The sequence below is a fragment of the Pseudomonas vranovensis genome (assembly GCF_040438935.1).
GTDB classification, from domain to species: domain Bacteria; phylum Pseudomonadota; class Gammaproteobacteria; order Pseudomonadales; family Pseudomonadaceae; genus Aquipseudomonas; species Aquipseudomonas vranovensis.
Genome location: NZ_CP159259.1, coordinates 3,061,868 through 3,081,109 on the forward strand (window position 1 = coordinate 3,061,868; position 19,242 = coordinate 3,081,109).

A 19,242-nucleotide genomic window follows, 5' to 3' on the forward strand; every position below is an offset into this window, starting at 1 on the left:
GTTTAAGTTCCTCGGGTGGCTTGGAGTTTTTTGTAAGCTTCAGGGTTGTCCCGGGCGATCGCAGCGCGCTCTGCCTCGGTGTACTCACCCCACTTCTTCGTGGCCTTGCCACCGTTGTCGCCGGTCTGCCCGGCACCCTGAGCCCTTGGCCACAGGTGGGTAGCGGTCTCGCGCAGCGATTCCGCCCATTCGAGGGGAGACAGCGGGGTCTTGCCGTCCTTCCCATACACGACTTCGCCGGCACGGTCAGTGGCGATTGGTTCGCCGTCTTCGCTCAGTTTGAAGGTGCCGCGGGCGCGCAGGATGATGTCCTCGGCAGCCTCAGGCAGCGCGCCGGCCTTGATGGCAGCGGCGCGGATGGAGTCGGCCAGCACCTTGTCGCTGTACTTGGCAGCGAAGGCTTCGGCCTTGTCAGCACGCTCGTTGGCGGCCTTAACCTGCTTGTCCAGGTCGGTACGCAGACGCTCGGTGCGGCGGTTGATGACCTCATCCAGCTTGCCCTCGGCGATCAGCTTGGTCTCTTCATCCTGACCGGCCTTGGCCAGCAGACCCTTGACCGCTTCGATGTCCAGGCCTTCAAACTTGCCCTTCAGGCCGTCCAGCTCGGTTTTGATGGTCTTGTTGGAGTCGATCAACTCCCGGTTCTTGGACTTGAGGCCCGAGACCTCGCCGTCCAGAAACTTCTGCACCTCACCCCCCAGCGCTGCCTTCAGCGCGGCGGTTTGGCTTTCGTCGAGGGTGAGGCCGTGGGCGGCCGGGTCGAAGTCAAAAGGCATGTGGCTATCCCCTTGGGATTGATTGGCCCGCCTGGCGGGCATGAAAAAGCCCCGCAACTGCGAGGCCGTTGATCGCGCCACGAAACCGTGGCCCTTCGTTTTGTGGCGCGAGCTAGCTGATGCCGGCCCGCTCAAACGCCAACGGCTCCAGCTCCTTGAGCTGGTCAAGCGTCAGCGGCTTAAAGTTCTTGTCCAACTGCAGCGCAGCAAAGCGCTCCGCCGTAAGGCCGCCATCGCGGAACAGCTTGCCGCGCACCGGTCCCAGTGCCGCGTCTTGGAAGGCCGCAGGCTGCGTTTGGAGCCACTGGTAGTAGCTGAGGCTTGCCGATACCTGCCCTCCTCCATCCGCACCAACGGCTGCCCGCGTAGCGCCTTGCCCGAACAGCGCCGACAACCTGGTGATCGGCGTGATGGTGGTTCGGCAGTGGATGTGAAACGGGGGAATTGGCCCTTTGCCCATCTCGTACTCCCGACCATCCAGACTCCGACACTGCACGCTGGTCTTCCGGTCCAGGGTGGCGACGATCCGATACCCGGGCACGACCGCGGAGTTCGCCTTGAGTGTTTCCATGCGCGCGGTGGTGGCCACATGCTGGACTGCGGTCTGAACGACTGCCCGAGCGCTCCGGTTCGTGACCGCCAGCACGCCATCGGTGAAGTTCTGCGCCGCAGTGCCGCGCACGGCTTGGGTGATCTCGGCATTGGTCTGGCCCTGCACGACACCCATCCGGATGGCGTTGGTGACCCTATCCGCCTCGGTGCGCGTCCAGCCATTGAGGAAAGGCTTGAGCAGCTTGCCGCCATCCACGCCGGCCACCTGCAATGGTTGCGTGTTGATCGCAGCTCGGATCAGGGAGTCCGCCGGCATGACCGCGTCGATCAGGAGCGCCTTCGCAAGGCTGCGACCTTCAAAGGCTGCCTCATACAGGGCGATGTCCACCAGGTCGGACTGCATCCGGTCGCTGAAGGCCTTGTAGATCTCCAGCAGCTTGCCGCCCACCCGCCCCAGGAACTCCTCGAGCCTGCTGCGGCTGTAGTTCGTCAGTTCCTTGCGGGTAAGTTGATCGCGAACATGGGTATCGATCCGGCGCAGATAGGTTTCAAACTTCTTGACCTCGCCCGCCTTGAGCCGCTCAAGCAGAACCGAGTGGCGGCTTACCTGCTCCAGCAGCTTCTCGTCCGCTGTCTGCTCCGGTTTCGTCGCCATCGTCTTTATCCAGGTTGATGCCGACCGACTCGCGCTCGTCGCTGATCAGCTCGGCCTCTTCGTCGTAGGGGCGCTCCGGCAGCTTGCCGGTGGTTAGGTACTGCCAGTAGGTTTCGGCACTGATGGTCCCGGCCATCACACTCTTCTGCAGTTCGGCCAGCACCTGGGCATCGACCTCAGGAATGACGAACTCCGGTTTAACTGTGAAGACGACCTCGTCCGGGTTGTAGCCGGTCCACTCTGCGGCATAGCGCAGGGCTTGCTCGATGCCGGCAGCAGCGGTGATGACAATACTGTGCAGCGTGGCGTGCTGGTCGTTCTGACGGGTCTTGCGGGCCTCGCCGGACTCAGTGCCGGAGACGTCCATGACCTTGGCGCCAGCTTCAAGGGCCGCGCTCTTCTGGTCTTCCATTGCCGTGCGGACGGCCTGGATGCCGGCGCCCTGAAACTCCAAGTAGCCGCATTGGCCATTCGGGCCGAGGTCCCAAGCAGCAGACGGCCCGGTTACGCTGAGCTCCACGCTTTCGTCCAGGCCGGACACCCACGGTTGAGGATGGCTGGTCTGGTGTAGCGCGGTGAAGTAGTCGGCGCTGAGCTGGTAGGACTTCAAGGCTGCCCGGGCCATGGTCAGTAGCGGGATCTCGTCGACGTCCGGCGAGTTGTCAGTGGAGCCGCAGTAGATGACCGGGATGTAGTCCAGACCACGCACCAGGTTGTTGCTGCCGTCGACAGTGCCCAGAGGGCGGTCGTCCTCGATCAGCTCGCCGGCCTCGTTTCGCACGCCGGTGCGGCAGACCGCGCCGTCCATGTAGAACTCGCGGAAGACTGTCTCGCATTCGTGGCTGTAGCGATCCTGCTCCTTGCGCCTGAACTCGCGGAACACGGACAACACCAGGTCCTGACGGCCACCTTGGTCGGCAGTGTCCCAGTTGATGGCGTTGCGGACCGCGTACGTGGCGAAGTACGGCTGCCCCGTGTCGTCGATGTTGACCACCAGCGGTACCCGGCCATGCGAAATGGCCTGGCGCACGATCCGGAGGAACAGCTGGGTCAGGCCGAAGCCATCAGCCGTGGCGTTGTCCTCCAAGCCCTTCAGTCCCGAGGGTAGCTTCACCTCAGGGATCAGCCGGGAGACCAGGCCCATCATCGAGCGCAGCGAATCTCGAACCCAGTGTTCGTACTGGGCCCGGTCGGTGTAGTTCCGGTAAAGGTAGGCATTGCCCGCGCCGTCCAGCTTCTCAGCCTCGGTCATGCCGCTCGGCTTGGGCAGGTTGCGCGGGCTGCGCTTGATAGCGCCCTCGCCTTCTAGGGCGTCGTCCATCATCCGCCACTCTTCAATGTGAGCGTCGTAGTCTGGGTTGGTGGATTGAACAGGCATTACGCCAAACCTCCGATGCGGCGGACACCGCCTGTGCGTTTACGTCGCGCCATGGCAACGGCGAAATAGCGGAACCCGTCAGCCGGGTGCGAGGACCAGTCGTGAAGCGGTTTGTCCTTCCAGCACCCACGCTTGTCGTCCCACTCCTTGCGGTAGCTTTCCAGAGCCGTGATCCCCTCACCGCACTTGGCCTCGTCGAAGGCGCAGTTGGGCAGGATCTCGCGCGCCTGCTCGATGCCTTCATCAACGCCGAGCTTGGGCACCACTTGGAAGGTCATGCGGTACTTCTCACCGTCGATCTCGTAGCCCTCGCGCGCGAGTTCGCGCCGGGTCTTGCCGTCGCTACCAAACTCGCGGTTATCGATGTCGTGTGGGCCCCAGTGCTCGCCGTAGGTGTATCCGCGATCCTTCAGCACCTTCATGTAGTGCCGCAGGCCCTCGCCGCTGTTCTGGTAGAAGTCGATGACGTGGTATTCCTCGCCGACGATCCGGACGAACCAGATGGCCGTGGAGTCGCCCACACCGATGTCCCAGAACGTGTGCACGGGCAGGTGGCTGTTATCAGGCAGCTTGCCGATGCGCTGGGCGGCGTAGAGCTTGGTGAACTGCTTGGCGTAATAGGCTCCCTCGATCGTCTGCTGGAATGCCTCGACAGGGATCGACGGGTACTCCCGTTTCATGTCGTCGCCGAGGGTCTTTTCCTTAGCGCTGTACCAGGCGCGCTGGCCTGGGTTGGTGACGATGCCGTACTTGGCGCTCAGCTCATCGAAATACTTTGTCAGCCGGTCCGGTATGACGACATCGGTCGGGTCCAGCCAGTACAGCGGGTTCCGCCACCAGCTGAAGAAGAAGAACTTCCAGTCCAGCAAGCCCAGGGGCACGCCGGCAAGCTGCTGCTTCTCTGCGCTCTGCGAGTAATCGAAGAAGTAGCCCGCTCGCCCCTCCGCCGTCGACTCGATCGTGACGAAACACTCTGCGGCGACAGCCTCAAAGGCGCCGGTGACGATCTCTCGTGCCTTGTGGGGAAACTTGGCACAGATCTTCCCAAACTCGGATACGTGCAGATACCGTAAAGTCCCGCCCCGAAAGGATGTGGACACGTAGAGCGATCCGCCTTTGCTGAACACAAGCTCACCAGCAGCATCGTTGCGAGCAGGGTTAGCAGCGCGTATCTCCTTGGGAAGGTGGTCATACGCATACTTAACCTTCTCGCGAAACAGGCGCTTGGCGTCGTTCAGGGTGTGGGCGATCAGGGCGCACTTGGCGGCCTCGAACAGCGCGGCGTCCAACTGGACGATGCAGACGAGCGTGGTGAAGCCCAGCTGCCTGGCCTTGAGGATGATGTTGCGGGTGTGCATCCTCTGGAAGTAATCGATCTGCTCCTGCGTCATGCGGAAGCGGACCTTCTTCCCCTGCTTATCGGTGATGAAGTACAGGTTGTTCAGCCGCCAGAACCGGTCCCGGAGCAGTTTCATGTGCTCGGGCTTCATGGTCAGGCTTCCTTCGATAGTTCATCCATTAGGCCGGCCAGTTCGTCGACGGCCTTGTTGCCCTCTTCGCTATCCAGGCCATACGCCTGACGCTCTCCCTTGATAACCTTCAGCTGGGCATCGACGCCGGCATTCAGTGCCCGCGAGAAGTCGCCCAGGTTATCTTCGTTCACGTCCATCTCTGCCAGGGCGACAGATAGCTTGTCTGCGATTGAGCGCCACTGAGCCAGGCCAGTCCTGTGCGCCAATACCAGGCCAGCGCGCTGCTCAGACTCATCATCGATAATTTCCGCATCGGTACGCTGCGTACTTTCGGTGCGTACTTGAGTGCGTACCAACTTCTCTTTGGTGGCGATTCTGACCTTTTCGGTTAGATCCCTTGCCCAGCCTTCCTTTACGGCGCGCTTGCGTATCGCACCCTCTGTGAGGCCGTGCGCATCCGCCAGCGCTCGAACTGACGGCGAACCTGCGCGATACGATGCCTCTACTGCCTCCCAGTCAATGGACTTTCTCGCCGCCATTGCCGATGTACCCTTCAATGAAGCGCATGGCCGAATCTCGGTGCGCCTCCTCAGAGCCCATGGGCACCGCGATAACGCCTGCGGATCGACACGCGTCGATTACTAGAAGCTCCTCGTCTGCCCTCCCCCAAGAGGAGAACACCAGAGCCTTGCGAATAAGTGGAATGCCAGCTCGAGCCATACCGACCTGCACCGCGTAAGCGATGCACTGCCCAAGCCCAGACAATACATGCTGCCTGCCCTTTGCTCCGTCCTTAAGCTCGCACACCGTTATGGAGCCATCGATATGGATCAGCAGGTAGTCGATACGCCCGCGCGGAACATTGAACTCAGGAATCGCCTCGATGATCTCCGGCACCCGCCCATCGAAAATCTTCAGATGCGCATTGCTGGCCGCGAGGAGACTGCGAAAGACGCCCGACAGGAACGCCTCGCCATCTCTATTGAGGTGGTGGTACACGACCCCAGGAATGCCGGCTTCGGCAAAACGGCTGTAGATCGCCTCCCAGTCGGGTTGCTTTGCTGTCATGTCGAATCAGTACTCCAGTTTGGCTTCGAGGACTCGCGCAACGTCTTCTTCCGAATATGGGAATCCTTTCAAGCGGCTGTACTCGTCGAGCATCATTCGATAGGTATGCAACATGGGGCGGTGCGAGTTCCAGGTTTGCTCGCAGTTCTCAAGGCCTTGCCATAACCCCCGGTCTTCAAGGAGGTACAAAGCGTACGAATAATGGGCACTTTCTTCGTTGCCATCGAAGCCGGGGAACAGGATTGCCTCCATAAGATCTTCATCAGCTTCGCATTCTCGAAGGCTGGTCTGCATGTTGCGGAACATGTCCAGAATGTTCCGAACCTCCTTGCAGACAGCAACAGAGACAGGCTCAACCACCGCTTGCTCAATCAGCTGTTCGATCTCGAGCATGAAGCCACTGTCGATGGCTGTAATCGCGTTCTGGTATTCGCGATTTTTGGGCTCCAACGAAGACAGAATCTCGTATTGGTTCTTGAGGATCAGCAGCTGTAGGTTGTCCATAAAGCTCTCCATGCGGCGAAATGCCATGACTGACATGGAGGCAAGTCTCTGACAAATCAACCTCAGCTGAAAGGGTCGGCCGGCTTGGCGATCGAGCGCACGAACCACATGAAGCCCTGCTGCAGGTTGGTCTTGGCCAAGGCCAAGGTGCGCTGGTCCACACCTTCGATCTGGCCGATCTGTTTGAACAGCTTGCCGGCATCAGCCTCCAGGGCCTTGATCGAGTTCATACCGTCGATCTCGCTCTGGGTGAGGTCGCGATAGCCGGTGATCTTCTTGTGCTGGTTTTCCATAGGTGATTCCTCTGGAGTTGTCGCGCCACGAAACGGCGCACCTTGAGTTTGTGGCGCCACAATCACGTCGAGGCGGTAAAAACATAATCATGACGCCAGTGAAGTGGCAATTTGCCATTGGTCGCGAAAAGCCGAAACTCTCGCCCCAAGTCAGTGCATACGACCAATACTAAAGTCTTGATCTGCCTGGGGAGTCACGAAAATGCAGCTAAGATTCGTTATCGTTCCGGCGTTACCAATAGAGCAAGAAGCCTTCCGACAGGGTATCCGTCATTGCTCAACCACCATATCCGGTGGCTTTGACATCTACGACAATCAGGAAAAGCTGCGACTCAAGCCAAGCTACTTAACCAGGGCATTGGCAGAAACAGCATGTGTGAAGATGAACCTGGAGTGCCTCAACCCCGACGAACTCTTTCCCCGCCCGCGAACTTGTTGACGCACCGCAAACCCATGAGCCTCGAAAGCGTGGCGCGAATTACGGCTCAGGATTGCGCCCGGGCAACTTGAATCCAGTGAATCGATCGGCATAGGCGCGAATCTTGTCCACGCCGAGCAGACCGATCATCCCGCCAACGATTCCGGCAGCCGACTGGGGAATTCCCAGCAGCTCAAGCCCCGAGAGCATGGCCAGGGTGATGCAGCCACAAAGCAGACTTTCGAGGAAGGCCGCCTTCTTGGTGCCGCCGCCATAAATGATTCGCAGCGCAGAGATCGACACCGCCAGGCCGGCCGCGTAGAAAGCGGGTGCGTGCTGACTGAGCCAGGCAAGCACGATGAGCCAGGTGTCTGGTTTGTCTGGCATATGGTTCATCCGGGTTCCTCCCTTTCGGGGAGCGAATTAGATTCGACTCCAGCAGCACTCCCAGCTCGGAGCAATGGGTGTAGTGGAGCCGAAAACAGAAAGGCCCCGATCAATGTCGAGGCCCTGAATAGGTATGCGGTCTTTCCCGCCGTCCGCCAAAGACCATCCCAGCGCTGGCACCCTACTGCACCAGTCTCGCCGATCCGGTCTCGCGCCACCCATGAAGCGTACAGGGCATGAGTGCGCGGGCTGCCGGTGTTTTTCCGTAGCACTGTACTACCGGCTAATCAGTGTCCAGGCCTTCCCGAAGGCTGCCCTGGCTGCAGTGAATTTTCTTGCAGGCACAAAAAACCCGGCGCAGTGGCCGGGACTCTTGAGGCCCTCTTTGGGCAATAAAAAACCCGGCACTTGGCCGGGTTCTTTGTGGTCACTCCTAAACGCGCAGGAATGACAGGATGGGTGAATATTCGGCGAACCGGCAGGCCCTGTCAAGGCCCTCTATGCAACATCTTGCTCATCGAAAAATACCCCCTCCTTGGTCAGGATCTCCCCAGCCTCAAGGAGCGCCTGATTCACCAGCGTATCCAACCCCTTGAATATCTTCCTGCGCCAGTCACGCCTGGTGCGCTCCGGCGTGCCGTCGACGTCCCAGGTGTTCATGTCGTAGTTATGGGCTGGCAGGATGATGACGCCTTCACATGGTGCCTCCTGACGCTGCTTGAGCTTGGCGTTGATAGCCTTCTGGGATTTCGCCACAGCCGCCTTTCTCCAGGCCGGAGCATCTTCATCCACCTCAAGCGTTACCTTCTCCGCAGGAGCCCGTTCAGCGCCACCCAGCTGCGGATATGCCCACGCTGTAACTGCTTTGGTGAGGAACAGGCGCGGAGCAGGCGAAGACACGTGCGATACGATCCGCCCGATAGCGCCGACCTTCGATGCCATGTGCGTTGAGTAGCAAGCGTTCAAGGCCATCCAGTGCTTAGGCTCCAGGCAAGAGTGAAGCCTGCCAAACACCCAGCAATCGGTGAGAAAAGCCGCCTCTTTGCCCACGATCTCGCCTTTGAGCTTGCTGGCCTGGATTTTTGGCGTGTAATCGCAGCCGCCAGCGCTGTTGATCGTCTCGGATGCCAGAGCACGAATTACTGCGGAGATAACGTCGCGATAGATCATTGCTCACCCCCTGCCCGCTTGGACTTCTTCAAAATGAATTCTTCGTAGCTGCGTTTGCGCGCCAAGGCCGATCCCCAGGCCAGCGCGCCGCCGGACGCTACGAGCATCGCGGCCAACAAGAAAAACGCCCATGCTGTGCTCATGCTGCTGCCTCCTTGAGCTGTTTGATCTTTGCCCGGTACTCGGCCTTGATGGCCTTGAGGTCGTCGATGGTGTAGCGCTTGGCCTCATGAGGCCCTTCCAACCACTCGACCTTTTCAGCCCCTATGCGGCGCACCAACTCGGCCCGGTAATTCACCAGGTCGCCTGACTTGTGGGTATTGCATGGGGCGCACTGGCGCCAGATGTTGAGCGGCTCGAAACGCAACTCCGGGTGTCCGCCGGCCGATCTGAAATGCCCTGCGTGCCATTGGCCGTCATGGAAACGGCCGCAACTCACGCACGGCAGGTCAGCGTCACGCAGGCGGACGTACTGATTGACCACCACCTGCGCCTCCTTGAGGTGATCCGCCCTGCTCTTCAGTTTCTCCTTGCGCACTTTGATTTCGCGGCGCTCGCGCTGGTCGATGGCCTTGCGGGCCTTCTGCTGGTTGACCGGGGCATGGGCCTGAGCGCACTTGACGCTGCACACCACCTGCGTGCTGTTGAAGCTCGGCCGGAACTTCCCGCCACAGGCCTTGCAGGTCTTCTGCTTCACTTCCTTGAGAGCTGTCCTCATATCTCGTCGCCCCACTTGTAAAACACACCGCCCATGGCGAGCGCAGTGCCAAAGATCATCCAGAAGCCAGGACTGTTCATGTACACCCCGATCGCGGCCAGCTCTGCCGCCAGCACTCCACCAAGCAATGCTGTGATCGCTCCGTACGCGCTATTCATGCGGCCCTCCCCCTGCGCTCGCCGTAGATCGCCATCATCAGATCCTCTGGGTGCGGCAGGAGCAACTGCAGGTGCTCTGCGCAGTAGGCGTCCAGCAGCTCCAAGTACTGAGTCATCTGCTGGGTGTTGAACTTGCGGGTCTTGGCCCGGCCAACGCGATACCGGGTGCCGTCGGGCAGTTGCACCGGATGAACCTCGGCCGGCCAGAGCTTGGCCACCAGAATCTCGTGCCACTCCTCACTGCTCGCTGCCTGGCCGTAGGAATCGCGCAGGTGCTCCTGGATCAGGCCGTTCCACATCCACAGCAGGCGGTTCTGGGCATCGCTGCGCTTGTTGCGCACCTCGACGATGGTCAGGCGGCGCGGCTTGGCCAGGTCCAGACCGGTGAGGTATCCAATCAGGCGGGCGCGGTCTTGCTCGGTGCGGAGCATAAGGTCAGCCATGGGATGCCTCCCTGGTCATGAACTCGTCAACGACAGCATCCGCAATGCCGCTGAACAAGGGCATCTTCCCCTCGTTCCAGATCGCTAGGGGTGAACTGGTCCCAATCGGGTTACGAACGAAGCGATACCGCTCGGCATCCTTGCGCAGCGCCTCGGCCTCTGCTCTCGCATCATTCAGCGCAAATGCCAGACTCTTCTTGTCGGCGGCATAAGCGTCTCGCGCCTCGTCTGCAAGGTCGAGCTCCGCCAGCAGCTGCAGAGCCACCTGCTCTACCGTGTGCTCACCGAGGAACTGATCAAGTGCATCGGTGTGCAGTTGCAGGCCTTGGTCGCCGGTCTTCCATGCACCTACCACTGCCCACAGCAGGGGATGCAGCTTTGCTTTGTCGATATTCATCAGATTCCTTCCTTCAGTTGCGTTGCTGCGATGGCCTCGCGAGCCTTGCGCTTGCGCAGATACGTATTGACCCGATCAGCCTGGGCTTTCTTGCGCCTCTCGCGGTCCTGCCGGGCCTTGGCTGCCTCAACTATCGAGCGCACCTCAGCGAGCTTTTCCCGCAGCTTTGGGGATGCCTGTACGAAGGTACCCGTGAGAAGCCCGGCAATGGCCTGGCCGTCTTCGGTGATCGGTGCGATGCGCAGTTCGGCCAGGTGCTGGGCGCCCGACTCATGGGTGATCAGCTGCATGCGCACAGCCGACTCGATGGCAGTCACTCGGCGAACCGGATCGAAACCGAGGGAAACACTCCAGGCAGCGGGCTTCGCCTCAGCCCGCGCTCCGGCAACCAATCGTTCGTAGGCGCTCATGAACGCCATCCGGGCGCCGACCTTGTCGCCCAGCGCAAGCACCGGTTGTGCGGCGGCCATGGCCTGCTGAATCTCGGCCGTCATCACCACGGTTTCGCTCTCGTCACTGGCAGTCAAAGCAATGGACCACGCCTCATCCTTGCCAGGGCGACCGTCAGCGGCCTGCACTCGCTGCAGGATGTCGGCCATCGCGAGCTTGCCCTTCACTTCGAGGCGGCAGGACTTCAGGGCGGAGCGAACAGCAACCACTGGGTAAGCACAGAGGTCCTCTGCCATCATCGCGGCGGTACCCGGGTTCATTTCCTGCCCCATGGCTTCAGCCGTCGCGCAGATGGCAGCAGCCAGTCCTGCGACCTGGGCATCATTCATCTCACAGGTACTCATTGCGCTCTCCCGCCTGGCGCTTGGCCAGAACAAGTTGAGCGGCCTGCTCCGCTGCTGACAGGTTTGCTTCGGTACGCTCCATCTGGCGGGCCGTGGTGCCGTTGATACGCTGACCGGTCACCCACTGAGTGTGGTAACTCTCAGCATTCACCAGCAGCTCGTTGAGGCTGTGACACTTGCGAAGGACAGCAGCATCGCTGGTTTTCAGGAAGTGGGCGGCGACGTGGTGGGCGACATCAGCGCCGAGGCGGTCAACGAGTTGTCCAAGTTGGCCACCAACCTTGGCGTTCCAAACCGGCCAAGTGCTGTAGCGCTTGCGATAAGCCATGGCGTAGTTCGCCCAGACCTTGAAGGTTTTGCAGGTCTGGTCTTTGGGGCCCGGCATGTCAGCGGGGATTTCAACCCGGGGGGTGTCGGAGCGATCAACAACCAGCACCAGACCGCGGGACTGGTTCGGCTTGTCCGAGCCGTCCTGCAAGCTGTGACTGGTACCCTGATTGGTATCCTGATTACTGGTATCCTGATTTGTCGGAGATTTTTCCGACCCTGGCTCGGATTTTTTTCCGACCTTGCTCGGAGATTTTTCCGAGGTAGATCGGATTTTTTTCCGACCCTTGGTTTGTGGTGGGGTCGGATATTTTTCCGACCCATCCTGTTTCTTGTTCCACTCAGCTGCCTTGTCGGTCAGGCGAAAAAGGGTGATGTTCGAAGTGCTGGAAAGCTCGATCAAACCGGCTTCTTCCAAGGCCTTAAGCATCCGATAGGCCGTGTCGGGCTTGTCGGTCAGCAAAGGCAACTCTTCCACGATCTTGGCCTTGCTCAGTGCAAAGAAGATCCCGTCATCAGTCTTCAACGCTTTTGCCCAGCTCGGGCAGCCGTAGACGAACGCGAACAGCAGCGCTTGCTGGGAGTTCAACCCCCACTCAAGTGCCTTCGCCTGGTTGATCGTCACGGTGAATTGCATGTCAGATCTCGCTCAGGTTGTACTGAGCCCACAGGCCGGCCACCCAAGTGACGCCCTTCGGGGTAAATTTCGTTTGATTGAATGCGTGACCGCCATCGGTGGTACCGGTCTTGATATCGAAACGACCTGCGTCGATGTGCTGCTGATAGGCCTGCCACTCCCCGCCCATGCGGTACATGATCTTTTTGTCCAGGAGGAACTCGCGGAATCGAGCCTCATTAGCACGCAGGAGCTTGGCCGTTTGGCGGAAGCCCTTCAGGCCTGTGGCTTCAACGTACTTGTCGACGAACTCAACCTTGGGGGCGGCAATGGCCAGGGCCTGCTGGGCGACCTGCTTCTGCTCCATCTCATCGGCCCAGGCGCGTGCAGCTGCCACTGGATTGGAGAAGTCCGGCAGTGTTGCAATGACGCGTGGCGCTTCGAAGGACTTGAGCTTGGCCAGGACGCTTCGACGGACAGCCTTCGACTCACGCATGCCAACCAACATGCATTGATCCAGCGTCAGGCTGTAGGTGGCTACTTGGTTGCCGTGAACAGGGGTGTAATATTTTTGCACCCCCTCAAGCTCATCGCCCAGCTCGTCCTCAACCCGAGAAAGGAACTGGTCATTCCTGACTTTTGGCTCGCCAGCGGTAAAGCGCGCATCGTTGATGAGATCTCTCAGCTCGATGCTGCTCATCGTGCGCGCCACGTTTTCGTGGTTCGCGTTTCGTGGCGCGGGATTTTTGAGGGCCTGTACATCAATGTGATGGGTGTGCATAATCGACCTCACAGTGTTGTTACATATGCAGTTGAAAAAGCCGACCTTGCCCGTCGGTTTTTTTGTGCCTGCGATTTGGGGATTCAGCTGAGGTCTTCATCAGTCCCGCCTTTTTCAGGGACTATTGAGTCCGTACCTCTCTTCGGTACCGGTAGATTCCGGATTTTTCCGGCGCCTTTTGGCCTGGTCTTCTCGAAGAAACGCTCTGCTCCAAGTTGTGCGGCGTACTGTTCGGGCGACATACCCGCCTTCTTTGCCAACCGCTCAAGCTTCTCGTAGAGGCGTCCATCGATCCCATGGCAGATCGTGGTTTCGGGCACGTAGGCCTCCTTCCGGGCCTTCAGGCCATCTGGCTTTTATCGGTAACATCGCTCTCGATGATGCTTTCCAGCTTTTCCTCGACGCACATGCGAACGAACACAGCCAGCTGCAGCTTGTGGAGTCGCGCCACGGCCTTCAGCGCCTCGTAGGTTTCCTCGTCGTAACGCGACTTAATCTCCCGGTCTTTCAGGTGACTTTGGTCGTGATATGCCATGCGGTATTGCTCCTTGCGGTTGAAATAGTTAGGCAGCGGCTTTAGTGGGGTCGGTGCTACGCAGATATGCCCAGTCGATATCCGGGCGCATTTCTTCGCAGGTAACCGCGCGCGAGGATTCGCGCTCGATGCTGATGGCCAGTGCTGCACCTGGGCGGCGATAGCCATATGCAACCTGCTTCAACTGGCCCGCTGTGGTTCCGCACCTGGCAGCGAAACTGTCCAGCTCTTGCTTGTCGAACGGCTTGATGTAGTCGTGCAGAGTCATAGTGCACCTCCTATTGTCGCCAGATTAGCAACTGCTAATACGGCAAGCAATAGCAGACTGTAATTTACTGATTGCTAACAGGGCGCGATTATTGGCAAATGGATATAAACCAACAGAGAGTGAATGCCCTGAAAGCCGTGATGGCCGGGGCATCCCAGAAAGACTTCGCCAATCAGCACGGGCTCGATGCCTCGTATCTGTCCCAGATCCTCAATGGGCACAGAAACCTCGGTGAAAAAGCTGCGGCGAATTTGGAAGAGAAGATTGGCTTGCCTTCCGGCAGCCTGGTCAATCCTGCTGCGCTTGAAAAAAGCACTTCACCCAAAGCTGGGCTGTCGGCTATCGAACAGTTGAAGCTCTCTCTCGCCAAGGTGAAGGGGTTTTCCAGCGAAGCGCGAGATCGGATAGTCGCAGCGGCCGAAGAGCCAGAGTGTCAGTCGACCGACTACCTTCCTGCGAATCTGGCCAGCCTTCGTCCAACGAATGAAGAGATCCTGATCCCTCAGTACGACATTCGCGCTGCAATGGGTGACGGCCAGCTCCCGCCTGAATACAACGAGGCCGTGCGCAACCTGGTTGTGCGAGAGGAGCTATTGCGCGAGAAAGGCGTTACCTACACCTCTGCAGCATCTCTGGCGATGATCACCGGATGGGGTCAGAGCATGGAAGGAACGATCAACGACAAGGACTTGGTCATCGTCGACAAGGGTGTGAAGGACTTCATTGGTGAGGGTATATACGTAATGACCTGGCATCAGGATCTGTACATAAAGCGGATGATGCGCCTAGACGAAGAGCACTATCGTCTGATCTCCGACAACCAGCACTACGAGAACCAGACAGCGCGGATCGACGACGTGACCATTCACGCGAAAGTGCTACTCATCTGGAACGCCAGGAAAGCGTAGCCATGCCCCTAACCAAGCCCAACCAAGAACTCCGTCGCGACCTCCAGGGCCTAGCCTCCGACCTGAAATGGTCGGCTGTCGAGCTGACGAGAATCGCTGAGCGTTTGAGCCTCGCCGGGCATGAAGCAGATGCTCAAGCAGTCCTCAGGATCTGCCAGGTAATGCATGCTGGAGAAGATCGTCTGCAGGCACATGCGGCCAGCCTCCGGGACGAGGCTATCAACCAAGAACTGAAACCGTGACGTAAGGACGCGGAGATTCAAGGCAATCGGAGTGCTGGAGTGGAGGCCTTGAATTCCATGAACAGTGAAAATTTGTGGGTATGGGAAGAGATCGAGTGCGAAGCGTTGCGCAAAGCGCTCAAGGACTTCAACGATGCGGCGCCTCGGGCCGATCGGATTACTCGGCGTAAGCTGGCAAACGCAATGGGCGTGAGCCCCACTACGGTGAATAGCTTTCTGAATGGAAGCCGACCACTCACCAAATCCATAGCGATAGCGTTCCAGAATATTAGCGGTGTGCCTGTCAGGTCATTCAGTGCCAGGCTGGCTGATGGGATCGATACACCCCAGAAGCGCAGCGCCAAATGATGCGCGGGCGTTTGATCTTTGCAGCGAAGCGGACTGGGGAAGATCGGTTGGAGGGGTATGGGGATGAGGTGAAGGCGGGACGGATCATTCGGGCGAAGGAATAGATCCGGCGGACACGATAGTTCGACGGGAAGGTACCTAAATCCAGGCCCGGGTGCTGCTGGTATGGAATGCGCACTTAGTTTGAGCCACCAATTGGGTCCAGACATCTCTGTGGCATAACCTCTGTCAGCGACAGAAAATCAAGAGCGGTGATGGCAGTAAATATGCTGCACGATCAAAATATTAGCGGAGAAGGGAATGGCAACAAACAAGCACGGACAACGGAATTCCGGTGCTCCACAGGTCGAAACGAAGCCCAAGCCAAAGGAGCGATCGGTCACGCCGGCAATGCTTCTGGACTACCTTAACTCCAAAAACGAAGATGCCACCTGCTCGTTCTGTAAGCATGGCGACTATGGAATAGCATCCGATCCGAGTGGCGAATGCGCCCCCCTTGTCTCAACGCCAGTTCCGCACGTCAAGGGTTTGGGGATGTGGCTTTATTCAGCGTCCTGCCTAAACTGCGGGCATACTATTTTCTTTCATGCACCCTTCGTGGCATCGAAAATTTTGGAAAAGTGACATGGCAGTTGCTCTCACGATGCGCGTTGACGTTTTTTCAACGGTAACCACTCACCGATCCAGCGCAGTGAAGTCTGAAAACGCTATGAGATTTCGCTCAATAGCTGGAGATTCCACTGGGGACGTTCCTGTTTTTGGTAGAATCATAAATGTGGACGTGGTGGATCCCGTCATCGTGGTCACACGTCCAGCATGCATTCAAGCCAACCGGAGGGCTGATTACATGACTAGATTTTTGGATCTGAGTATTCATGACTTGGCGATCATGGTAGGACTTGGCTGCTTCACGGGCTCAGCGATGAGCGTAGCGTGGAGCCTTTTCTCCGCCTCTTCTACCCCGAAAGAGTTTGCAATACCGGCGGCTCTGCTCGGGTTTGTGCTGGGGAAAATCATTTCTGATCGCTCGGGAGCACGCCGGCATGCTTGAGTTCTCCGTGTGGTATTTCGCCAAGCTACCAGCAATCACTATGATTACTGGCGTCATTGCGTTCTTTGTGTCGTGCTGGGTAAAGCGCAGCCAGGATAGCTCTCTTATCGATGGTGTTGCACGCGCAGCTACTTGGAGTGCCCTTCCCAATGGTATTGCATTCCTACTTTGCACTGTCGACAGCACGTATGTGCCGAAGCTTGCTGATTCCAGCATTGCATTTTTCATGGCTGGCATCGCTTTACTTGCAGTAGGGATGTGGGATCTGAAAACACTGTTCAAGCGAGACTCTCAGCGAGCTAGAGGGACCGAACCAGCCTGACAACAATCCCGCCTCCGCGGGCTTTTTCATGCCTTCACGAAATTTTCACCGTGCCATTGCCGTGGTTACAACTCATCCGTACTTCTCTTAGCCCGTCCTCCCCGCGGGCTTTTTGTTGCCTGCTACGCTTTCCTCATCAATCAGAGGAAACGCTATGGCCGCCCTTCCTGACGACCCGACCCCGGCCCTGCTCAGCCGTTTGAACCAGAACATCAATGCCCTGGGTTCTGCTATCGAGGAAATTGGAATTTGGATCGATCAGCGAGGCTCTACTGAGACATACCATCGCATCAATGAGCACCTGGAAGTGCTATTAGAAAACAGCGATGCCATTGCCGAGCTGTTGGTCGACTTGATTGCCAGGTGGAAGCCGGAAAATCAGGTTGAACCAGAGGATTGAGCCCGCCGCCCTCCAAGAGCGCATCAGGTCGCTTTCTGGCTATATGCCATCACCACGTTACACTTAGGTCAGCTGAAGGACCAGCACCCCGTGTGGAAAAGCAGCCCGCCTTTGTGCGGGCTTTTCATCAGCAGGCGGCCCTTCACATTCTTTTCACGGTCGACGGTTCATAGTCGTGTTGCTCCTAGTGACACCTTCAGCCCGCGCACCCCTGCGGGCTTTTCTTTGCCCGCCGACTGAACCTTAAGCACTCAGCCTCAGCTTCTGTACAGCAGCCGCGTAATGGTCGGTAGCCTCCAAGATCAAAGCACTCCTCTCCTTAAGTGTGAGCAGGCCCTGGCGCTGAAATTTGTCCGCCAGCCTCACCAGCTCATCGTACTGCTCTGCTGCATCCATCCGAGCTTCTGGCTCTCTGAATAGTTCGCTCCAGGCCGACAACGCTCGATCTCTCTCGTCGCAGTTCATATCTGTCTCCGATAGCACTTTCTCGGTAAAGGAAGGTATAGCCAGGCTGGTTCAGTCGGGGATGCGGGCCCGCCGCTGAGCGGGCTTTTTTTGTGGGCCATTAGAACGGCGCTGGCTCTTCAACGGCCAAGAATTCGTCGATCAACTCTACTCTGGGGTCTTCGTCAGATGGCGCCTCCCACCTCAGCGTCACCGACTCGTCCTCGTCGTTGATCGTCATTTCGATCCCGTCAGTTTCCGAAAGCACGGTCATTACCTCCTCCCACTCTCGATCACCGTCTGTATCCAACCGGTGAATCGTTACCCAGCGCTGATCTTGAGCGATTGGGTGATTGATCATGCTCGACACCCTTAGGTTGAGCCTTTCAATTCCTGACATTGGCTTGCGTTCTTGCTGCTTCTGTTTTTGTGGGCGAGCCATCGTTCACTCCTTTATTGCTGTATATATGTACAGTATTTACGAAAAGCATACCCAGAATTAGCAGAATGTAAAACCCCTGATGCGCGACATGTTTAGCCCCTGGCTCGGACCGGGAGGAGTACGTGCGAAAAATTAATTTAGCATTTGCTATTGACGATAAATTTAGCGGTTGCTAATTTATGTTCACCGAGGCGCTGCACAGCCCCTCGGGAGGCCCTCAAGCCTCACCCGCTCTTTAACAACCAGCGCAACAACCAACAGACCGCATTGCCTCTACCGGCGACCGGCGCCAGACAGCCCCGAAAGGCTGCCCACGACAGGGACCACCCTGTACGGCTGACGAAGGCGAAATGCCTAAACCGTGCGAATGACCTGGCAAGCAATGCGCCCCGCGAATCCCAGCGGTAGATGGGAGAGACACCGATTTGAATTAGCACCCTGAGCTTTGGCGATGAGGGGTGCCGGACCTCATGCACCCTGCCCCACTCAACCGGGCACATAGCGCTGTAGCGTGCATGTTGTAAGGACCTGTGATCCGCGGCGAAGAAGCGCTGTTTGACGCCGCGCGGAGGAAGCTCGAAGCCCACACCGACGAAGATCGGCCAACCCTGCAATCAGCAGCGGGCAACTGGTCAAACATCGCTGACGCAATACCCCGGCCTGTCGCCAGTAGCGAGGCCGGGATTTCACCAGGCGCCATTCAACGAGTGGCATCCGGGAAATCAACCGCCCTGGAGGGCAAGACGATGCGCAACATCAACCAGTTCCGCAAGCCAGGCGAAACCACTGAGCAGTTCCGTTCCCGTCGCGCTCGCGGCGTCTGCGTGAACATTCAGGCCTGGATTCAAGAGCAACGCGAGCTGTTCGCCCTCTCGAAAGGCTACGCGGATCGCCCGAGTATCCGTTCGCAATGGGACAAATATCGCGCTCAGTACTTCGATCGCTTGGCTCTTGCGAAACCACTTCCGTAGACAACCAGCGCCACGACAGCCTGTCGTTAACTGCCCGATGCCCTGATCCCCATCGAAGGCTGTATCGGTGATCCACATTGAACGCGAGTTGATCGCCGCGAATTGTGAGCCTGGGTAGCGTCTCGCCCTTTGGTGAGGCGTCCGGTCACCCGGTTTGCCCCGGAATGTGGATCACCGATGCAGTTTTCATCGATTTAAAGCGCATCACCGTGACCCTTACGCAAGTTAAGGCTCACCGCAGCAAACATTAATCGACATACACGCAGGCGAATCCGGGGCCTACCCGGCCAGACCAGATGCTTCCCGGGCAGCGCCGGGCGCCTGCATCCCCTTCCCTTCAAATCGACCGTATTGGCAGGTGCCAGGCTGGCTTTTCACGCCCAGTTTGGTCACTGCGCCTGGCA

Annotated in this window: 29 protein-coding genes; 7 read left to right on the top strand and 22 right to left on the bottom strand. The window is 58.4% G+C overall.

The window, feature by feature from the left end; genetic code table 11:
• Positions 1 to 2 precede the first annotated feature (2 nt).
• The 8 genes from ABVN19_RS14090 to ABVN19_RS14125 all read right to left on the bottom strand — a co-directional run bounded on the left by ABVN19_RS14090 (position 3) and on the right by ABVN19_RS14125 (position 6,698).
• Positions 3 to 776 (bottom strand): hypothetical protein, encoded by a 774-nt coding sequence (locus ABVN19_RS14090; protein ID WP_105641499.1) that lies wholly within the window; start codon positions 774 to 776, stop codon positions 3 to 5.
• 112 nt (positions 777 to 888) lie between these two features.
• On the bottom strand, positions 889 to 1,983 hold the full coding sequence (locus ABVN19_RS14095) for a minor capsid protein (RefSeq protein ID WP_105641500.1): 1,095 nt from the start codon (positions 1,981 to 1,983) through the stop codon (positions 889 to 891).
• The gene (locus ABVN19_RS14100; protein ID WP_105641501.1) at positions 1,910 to 3,361 is read right to left on the bottom strand and encodes a DUF4055 domain-containing protein; all 1,452 of its coding nucleotides are present in this window, start codon (positions 3,359 to 3,361) and stop codon (positions 1,910 to 1,912) included. Before ABVN19_RS14100 ends, ABVN19_RS14095 begins: the two co-directional genes overlap by 74 nt.
• Complete coding sequence (locus ABVN19_RS14105) at positions 3,361 to 4,851, bottom strand: terminase (protein ID WP_105641502.1); 1,491 nt, start codon at positions 4,849 to 4,851, stop codon at positions 3,361 to 3,363. The genes ABVN19_RS14100 and ABVN19_RS14105 overlap by 1 nt, the downstream gene beginning before the upstream one ends.
• Before the next feature lie 2 nt (positions 4,852 to 4,853).
• Positions 4,854 to 5,372 (bottom strand): hypothetical protein, encoded by a 519-nt coding sequence (locus tag ABVN19_RS14110; RefSeq protein ID WP_105641503.1) that lies wholly within the window; start codon positions 5,370 to 5,372, stop codon positions 4,854 to 4,856.
• Positions 5,350 to 5,901, bottom strand: a complete 552-nt coding sequence (locus tag ABVN19_RS14115) for a hypothetical protein (RefSeq protein WP_105641504.1) — start codon at positions 5,899 to 5,901, stop codon at positions 5,350 to 5,352. Before ABVN19_RS14115 ends, ABVN19_RS14110 begins: the two co-directional genes overlap by 23 nt.
• A gap of 6 nt (positions 5,902 to 5,907) precedes the next feature.
• The gene (locus ABVN19_RS14120) at positions 5,908 to 6,405 is read right to left on the bottom strand and encodes a YfbU family protein (RefSeq protein WP_158259221.1); all 498 of its coding nucleotides are present in this window, start codon (positions 6,403 to 6,405) and stop codon (positions 5,908 to 5,910) included.
• 62 nt (positions 6,406 to 6,467) lie between these two features.
• Positions 6,468 to 6,698, bottom strand: coding sequence for a hypothetical protein (locus ABVN19_RS14125; protein ID WP_105641506.1), 231 nt, complete (start codon positions 6,696 to 6,698; stop codon positions 6,468 to 6,470).
• Between the two features lie 202 nt (positions 6,699 to 6,900).
• Here ABVN19_RS14125 and ABVN19_RS14130 point away from each other — a divergent pair, with 202 nt between their 5' ends.
• Positions 6,901 to 7,137: a hypothetical protein gene (locus ABVN19_RS14130; RefSeq protein WP_105641507.1), complete on the top strand. Its 237-nt coding sequence runs from the start codon at positions 6,901 to 6,903 to the stop codon at positions 7,135 to 7,137.
• A gap of 39 nt (positions 7,138 to 7,176) precedes the next feature.
• On the opposite strand, the gene ABVN19_RS14135 is transcribed toward ABVN19_RS14130, so the two are convergent.
• The 13 genes from ABVN19_RS14135 to ABVN19_RS14195 form a co-directional block, all read right to left on the bottom strand.
• Positions 7,177 to 7,512 (bottom strand): phage holin, lambda family, encoded by a 336-nt coding sequence (locus ABVN19_RS14135; protein ID WP_028941810.1) that lies wholly within the window; start codon positions 7,510 to 7,512, stop codon positions 7,177 to 7,179.
• Positions 7,513 to 8,001: 489 nt separating this feature from the next.
• Complete coding sequence (locus ABVN19_RS14140) at positions 8,002 to 8,673, bottom strand: hypothetical protein (protein ID WP_105641508.1); 672 nt, start codon at positions 8,671 to 8,673, stop codon at positions 8,002 to 8,004.
• Positions 8,670 to 8,816: a hypothetical protein gene (locus ABVN19_RS14145; RefSeq protein WP_177431040.1), complete on the bottom strand. Its 147-nt coding sequence runs from the start codon at positions 8,814 to 8,816 to the stop codon at positions 8,670 to 8,672. The genes ABVN19_RS14140 and ABVN19_RS14145 overlap by 4 nt, the downstream gene beginning before the upstream one ends.
• Positions 8,813 to 9,391, bottom strand: a complete 579-nt coding sequence (locus tag ABVN19_RS14150; RefSeq protein ID WP_105641509.1) for a recombination protein NinG — start codon at positions 9,389 to 9,391, stop codon at positions 8,813 to 8,815. Before ABVN19_RS14150 ends, ABVN19_RS14145 begins: the two co-directional genes overlap by 4 nt.
• A complete protein-coding gene (locus ABVN19_RS14155) occupies positions 9,388 to 9,549 on the bottom strand; it encodes a hypothetical protein (RefSeq protein WP_158259222.1) in 162 nt (53 codons plus the stop codon). The genes ABVN19_RS14150 and ABVN19_RS14155 overlap by 4 nt, the downstream gene beginning before the upstream one ends.
• On the bottom strand, positions 9,546 to 9,992 hold the full coding sequence (locus ABVN19_RS14160; RefSeq protein WP_105641510.1) for a recombination protein NinB: 447 nt from the start codon (positions 9,990 to 9,992) through the stop codon (positions 9,546 to 9,548). Before ABVN19_RS14160 ends, ABVN19_RS14155 begins: the two co-directional genes overlap by 4 nt.
• Complete coding sequence (locus tag ABVN19_RS14165) at positions 9,985 to 10,389, bottom strand: hypothetical protein (RefSeq protein WP_105641511.1); 405 nt, start codon at positions 10,387 to 10,389, stop codon at positions 9,985 to 9,987. The genes ABVN19_RS14160 and ABVN19_RS14165 overlap by 8 nt, the downstream gene beginning before the upstream one ends.
• The gene (locus ABVN19_RS14170; protein ID WP_105641512.1) at positions 10,389 to 11,183 is read right to left on the bottom strand and encodes a hypothetical protein; all 795 of its coding nucleotides are present in this window, start codon (positions 11,181 to 11,183) and stop codon (positions 10,389 to 10,391) included. The genes ABVN19_RS14165 and ABVN19_RS14170 overlap by 1 nt, the downstream gene beginning before the upstream one ends.
• Positions 11,170 to 12,147, bottom strand: coding sequence for a phage replication protein (locus tag ABVN19_RS14175; protein WP_105641513.1), 978 nt, complete (start codon positions 12,145 to 12,147; stop codon positions 11,170 to 11,172). The genes ABVN19_RS14170 and ABVN19_RS14175 overlap by 14 nt, the downstream gene beginning before the upstream one ends.
• Position 12,148: 1 nt before the next feature.
• Positions 12,149 to 12,907, bottom strand: a complete 759-nt coding sequence (locus ABVN19_RS14180; RefSeq protein WP_105641514.1) for a phage antirepressor KilAC domain-containing protein — start codon at positions 12,905 to 12,907, stop codon at positions 12,149 to 12,151.
• Positions 12,908 to 12,990: 83 nt separating this feature from the next.
• Positions 12,991 to 13,227, bottom strand: a complete 237-nt coding sequence (locus tag ABVN19_RS14185) for a hypothetical protein (RefSeq protein ID WP_105641515.1) — start codon at positions 13,225 to 13,227, stop codon at positions 12,991 to 12,993.
• 20 nt (positions 13,228 to 13,247) lie between these two features.
• Positions 13,248 to 13,442: a hypothetical protein gene (locus tag ABVN19_RS14190; RefSeq protein WP_028941800.1), complete on the bottom strand. Its 195-nt coding sequence runs from the start codon at positions 13,440 to 13,442 to the stop codon at positions 13,248 to 13,250.
• A gap of 28 nt (positions 13,443 to 13,470) precedes the next feature.
• The gene (locus tag ABVN19_RS14195) at positions 13,471 to 13,710 is read right to left on the bottom strand and encodes a YdaS family helix-turn-helix protein (protein WP_105641516.1); all 240 of its coding nucleotides are present in this window, start codon (positions 13,708 to 13,710) and stop codon (positions 13,471 to 13,473) included.
• A gap of 98 nt (positions 13,711 to 13,808) precedes the next feature.
• Here ABVN19_RS14195 and ABVN19_RS14200 point away from each other — a divergent pair, with 98 nt between their 5' ends.
• From ABVN19_RS14200 to ABVN19_RS14220, 5 genes are all read left to right on the top strand, one after another.
• Positions 13,809 to 14,618: a S24 family peptidase gene (locus ABVN19_RS14200; RefSeq protein WP_177431041.1), complete on the top strand. Its 810-nt coding sequence runs from the start codon at positions 13,809 to 13,811 to the stop codon at positions 14,616 to 14,618.
• Positions 14,619 to 14,620: 2 nt separating this feature from the next.
• Entirely contained in the window at positions 14,621 to 14,860 is a 240-nt protein-coding gene (locus ABVN19_RS14205) for a hypothetical protein (protein WP_105641517.1), read from the top strand.
• 48 nt (positions 14,861 to 14,908) lie between these two features.
• The gene (locus ABVN19_RS14210; protein WP_353632757.1) at positions 14,909 to 15,208 is read left to right on the top strand and encodes a helix-turn-helix transcriptional regulator; all 300 of its coding nucleotides are present in this window, start codon (positions 14,909 to 14,911) and stop codon (positions 15,206 to 15,208) included.
• A gap of 1,043 nt (positions 15,209 to 16,251) precedes the next feature.
• Complete coding sequence (locus tag ABVN19_RS14215; RefSeq protein WP_105641519.1) at positions 16,252 to 16,581, top strand: hypothetical protein; 330 nt, start codon at positions 16,252 to 16,254, stop codon at positions 16,579 to 16,581.
• A gap of 154 nt (positions 16,582 to 16,735) precedes the next feature.
• Positions 16,736 to 16,981, top strand: a complete 246-nt coding sequence (locus ABVN19_RS14220) for a hypothetical protein (RefSeq protein ID WP_105641520.1) — start codon at positions 16,736 to 16,738, stop codon at positions 16,979 to 16,981.
• Positions 16,982 to 17,546: 565 nt separating this feature from the next.
• Here ABVN19_RS14220 and ABVN19_RS14225 read toward each other — a convergent pair.
• Complete coding sequence (locus ABVN19_RS14225; RefSeq protein WP_105641522.1) at positions 17,547 to 17,867, bottom strand: DUF1654 domain-containing protein; 321 nt, start codon at positions 17,865 to 17,867, stop codon at positions 17,547 to 17,549.
• Between the two features lie 530 nt (positions 17,868 to 18,397).
• Here ABVN19_RS14225 and ABVN19_RS14230 point away from each other — a divergent pair.
• Positions 18,398 to 18,838: a hypothetical protein gene (locus ABVN19_RS14230; protein WP_146117315.1), complete on the top strand. Its 441-nt coding sequence runs from the start codon at positions 18,398 to 18,400 to the stop codon at positions 18,836 to 18,838.
• The last annotated feature ends 404 nt before the right edge of the window (positions 18,839 to 19,242 follow it).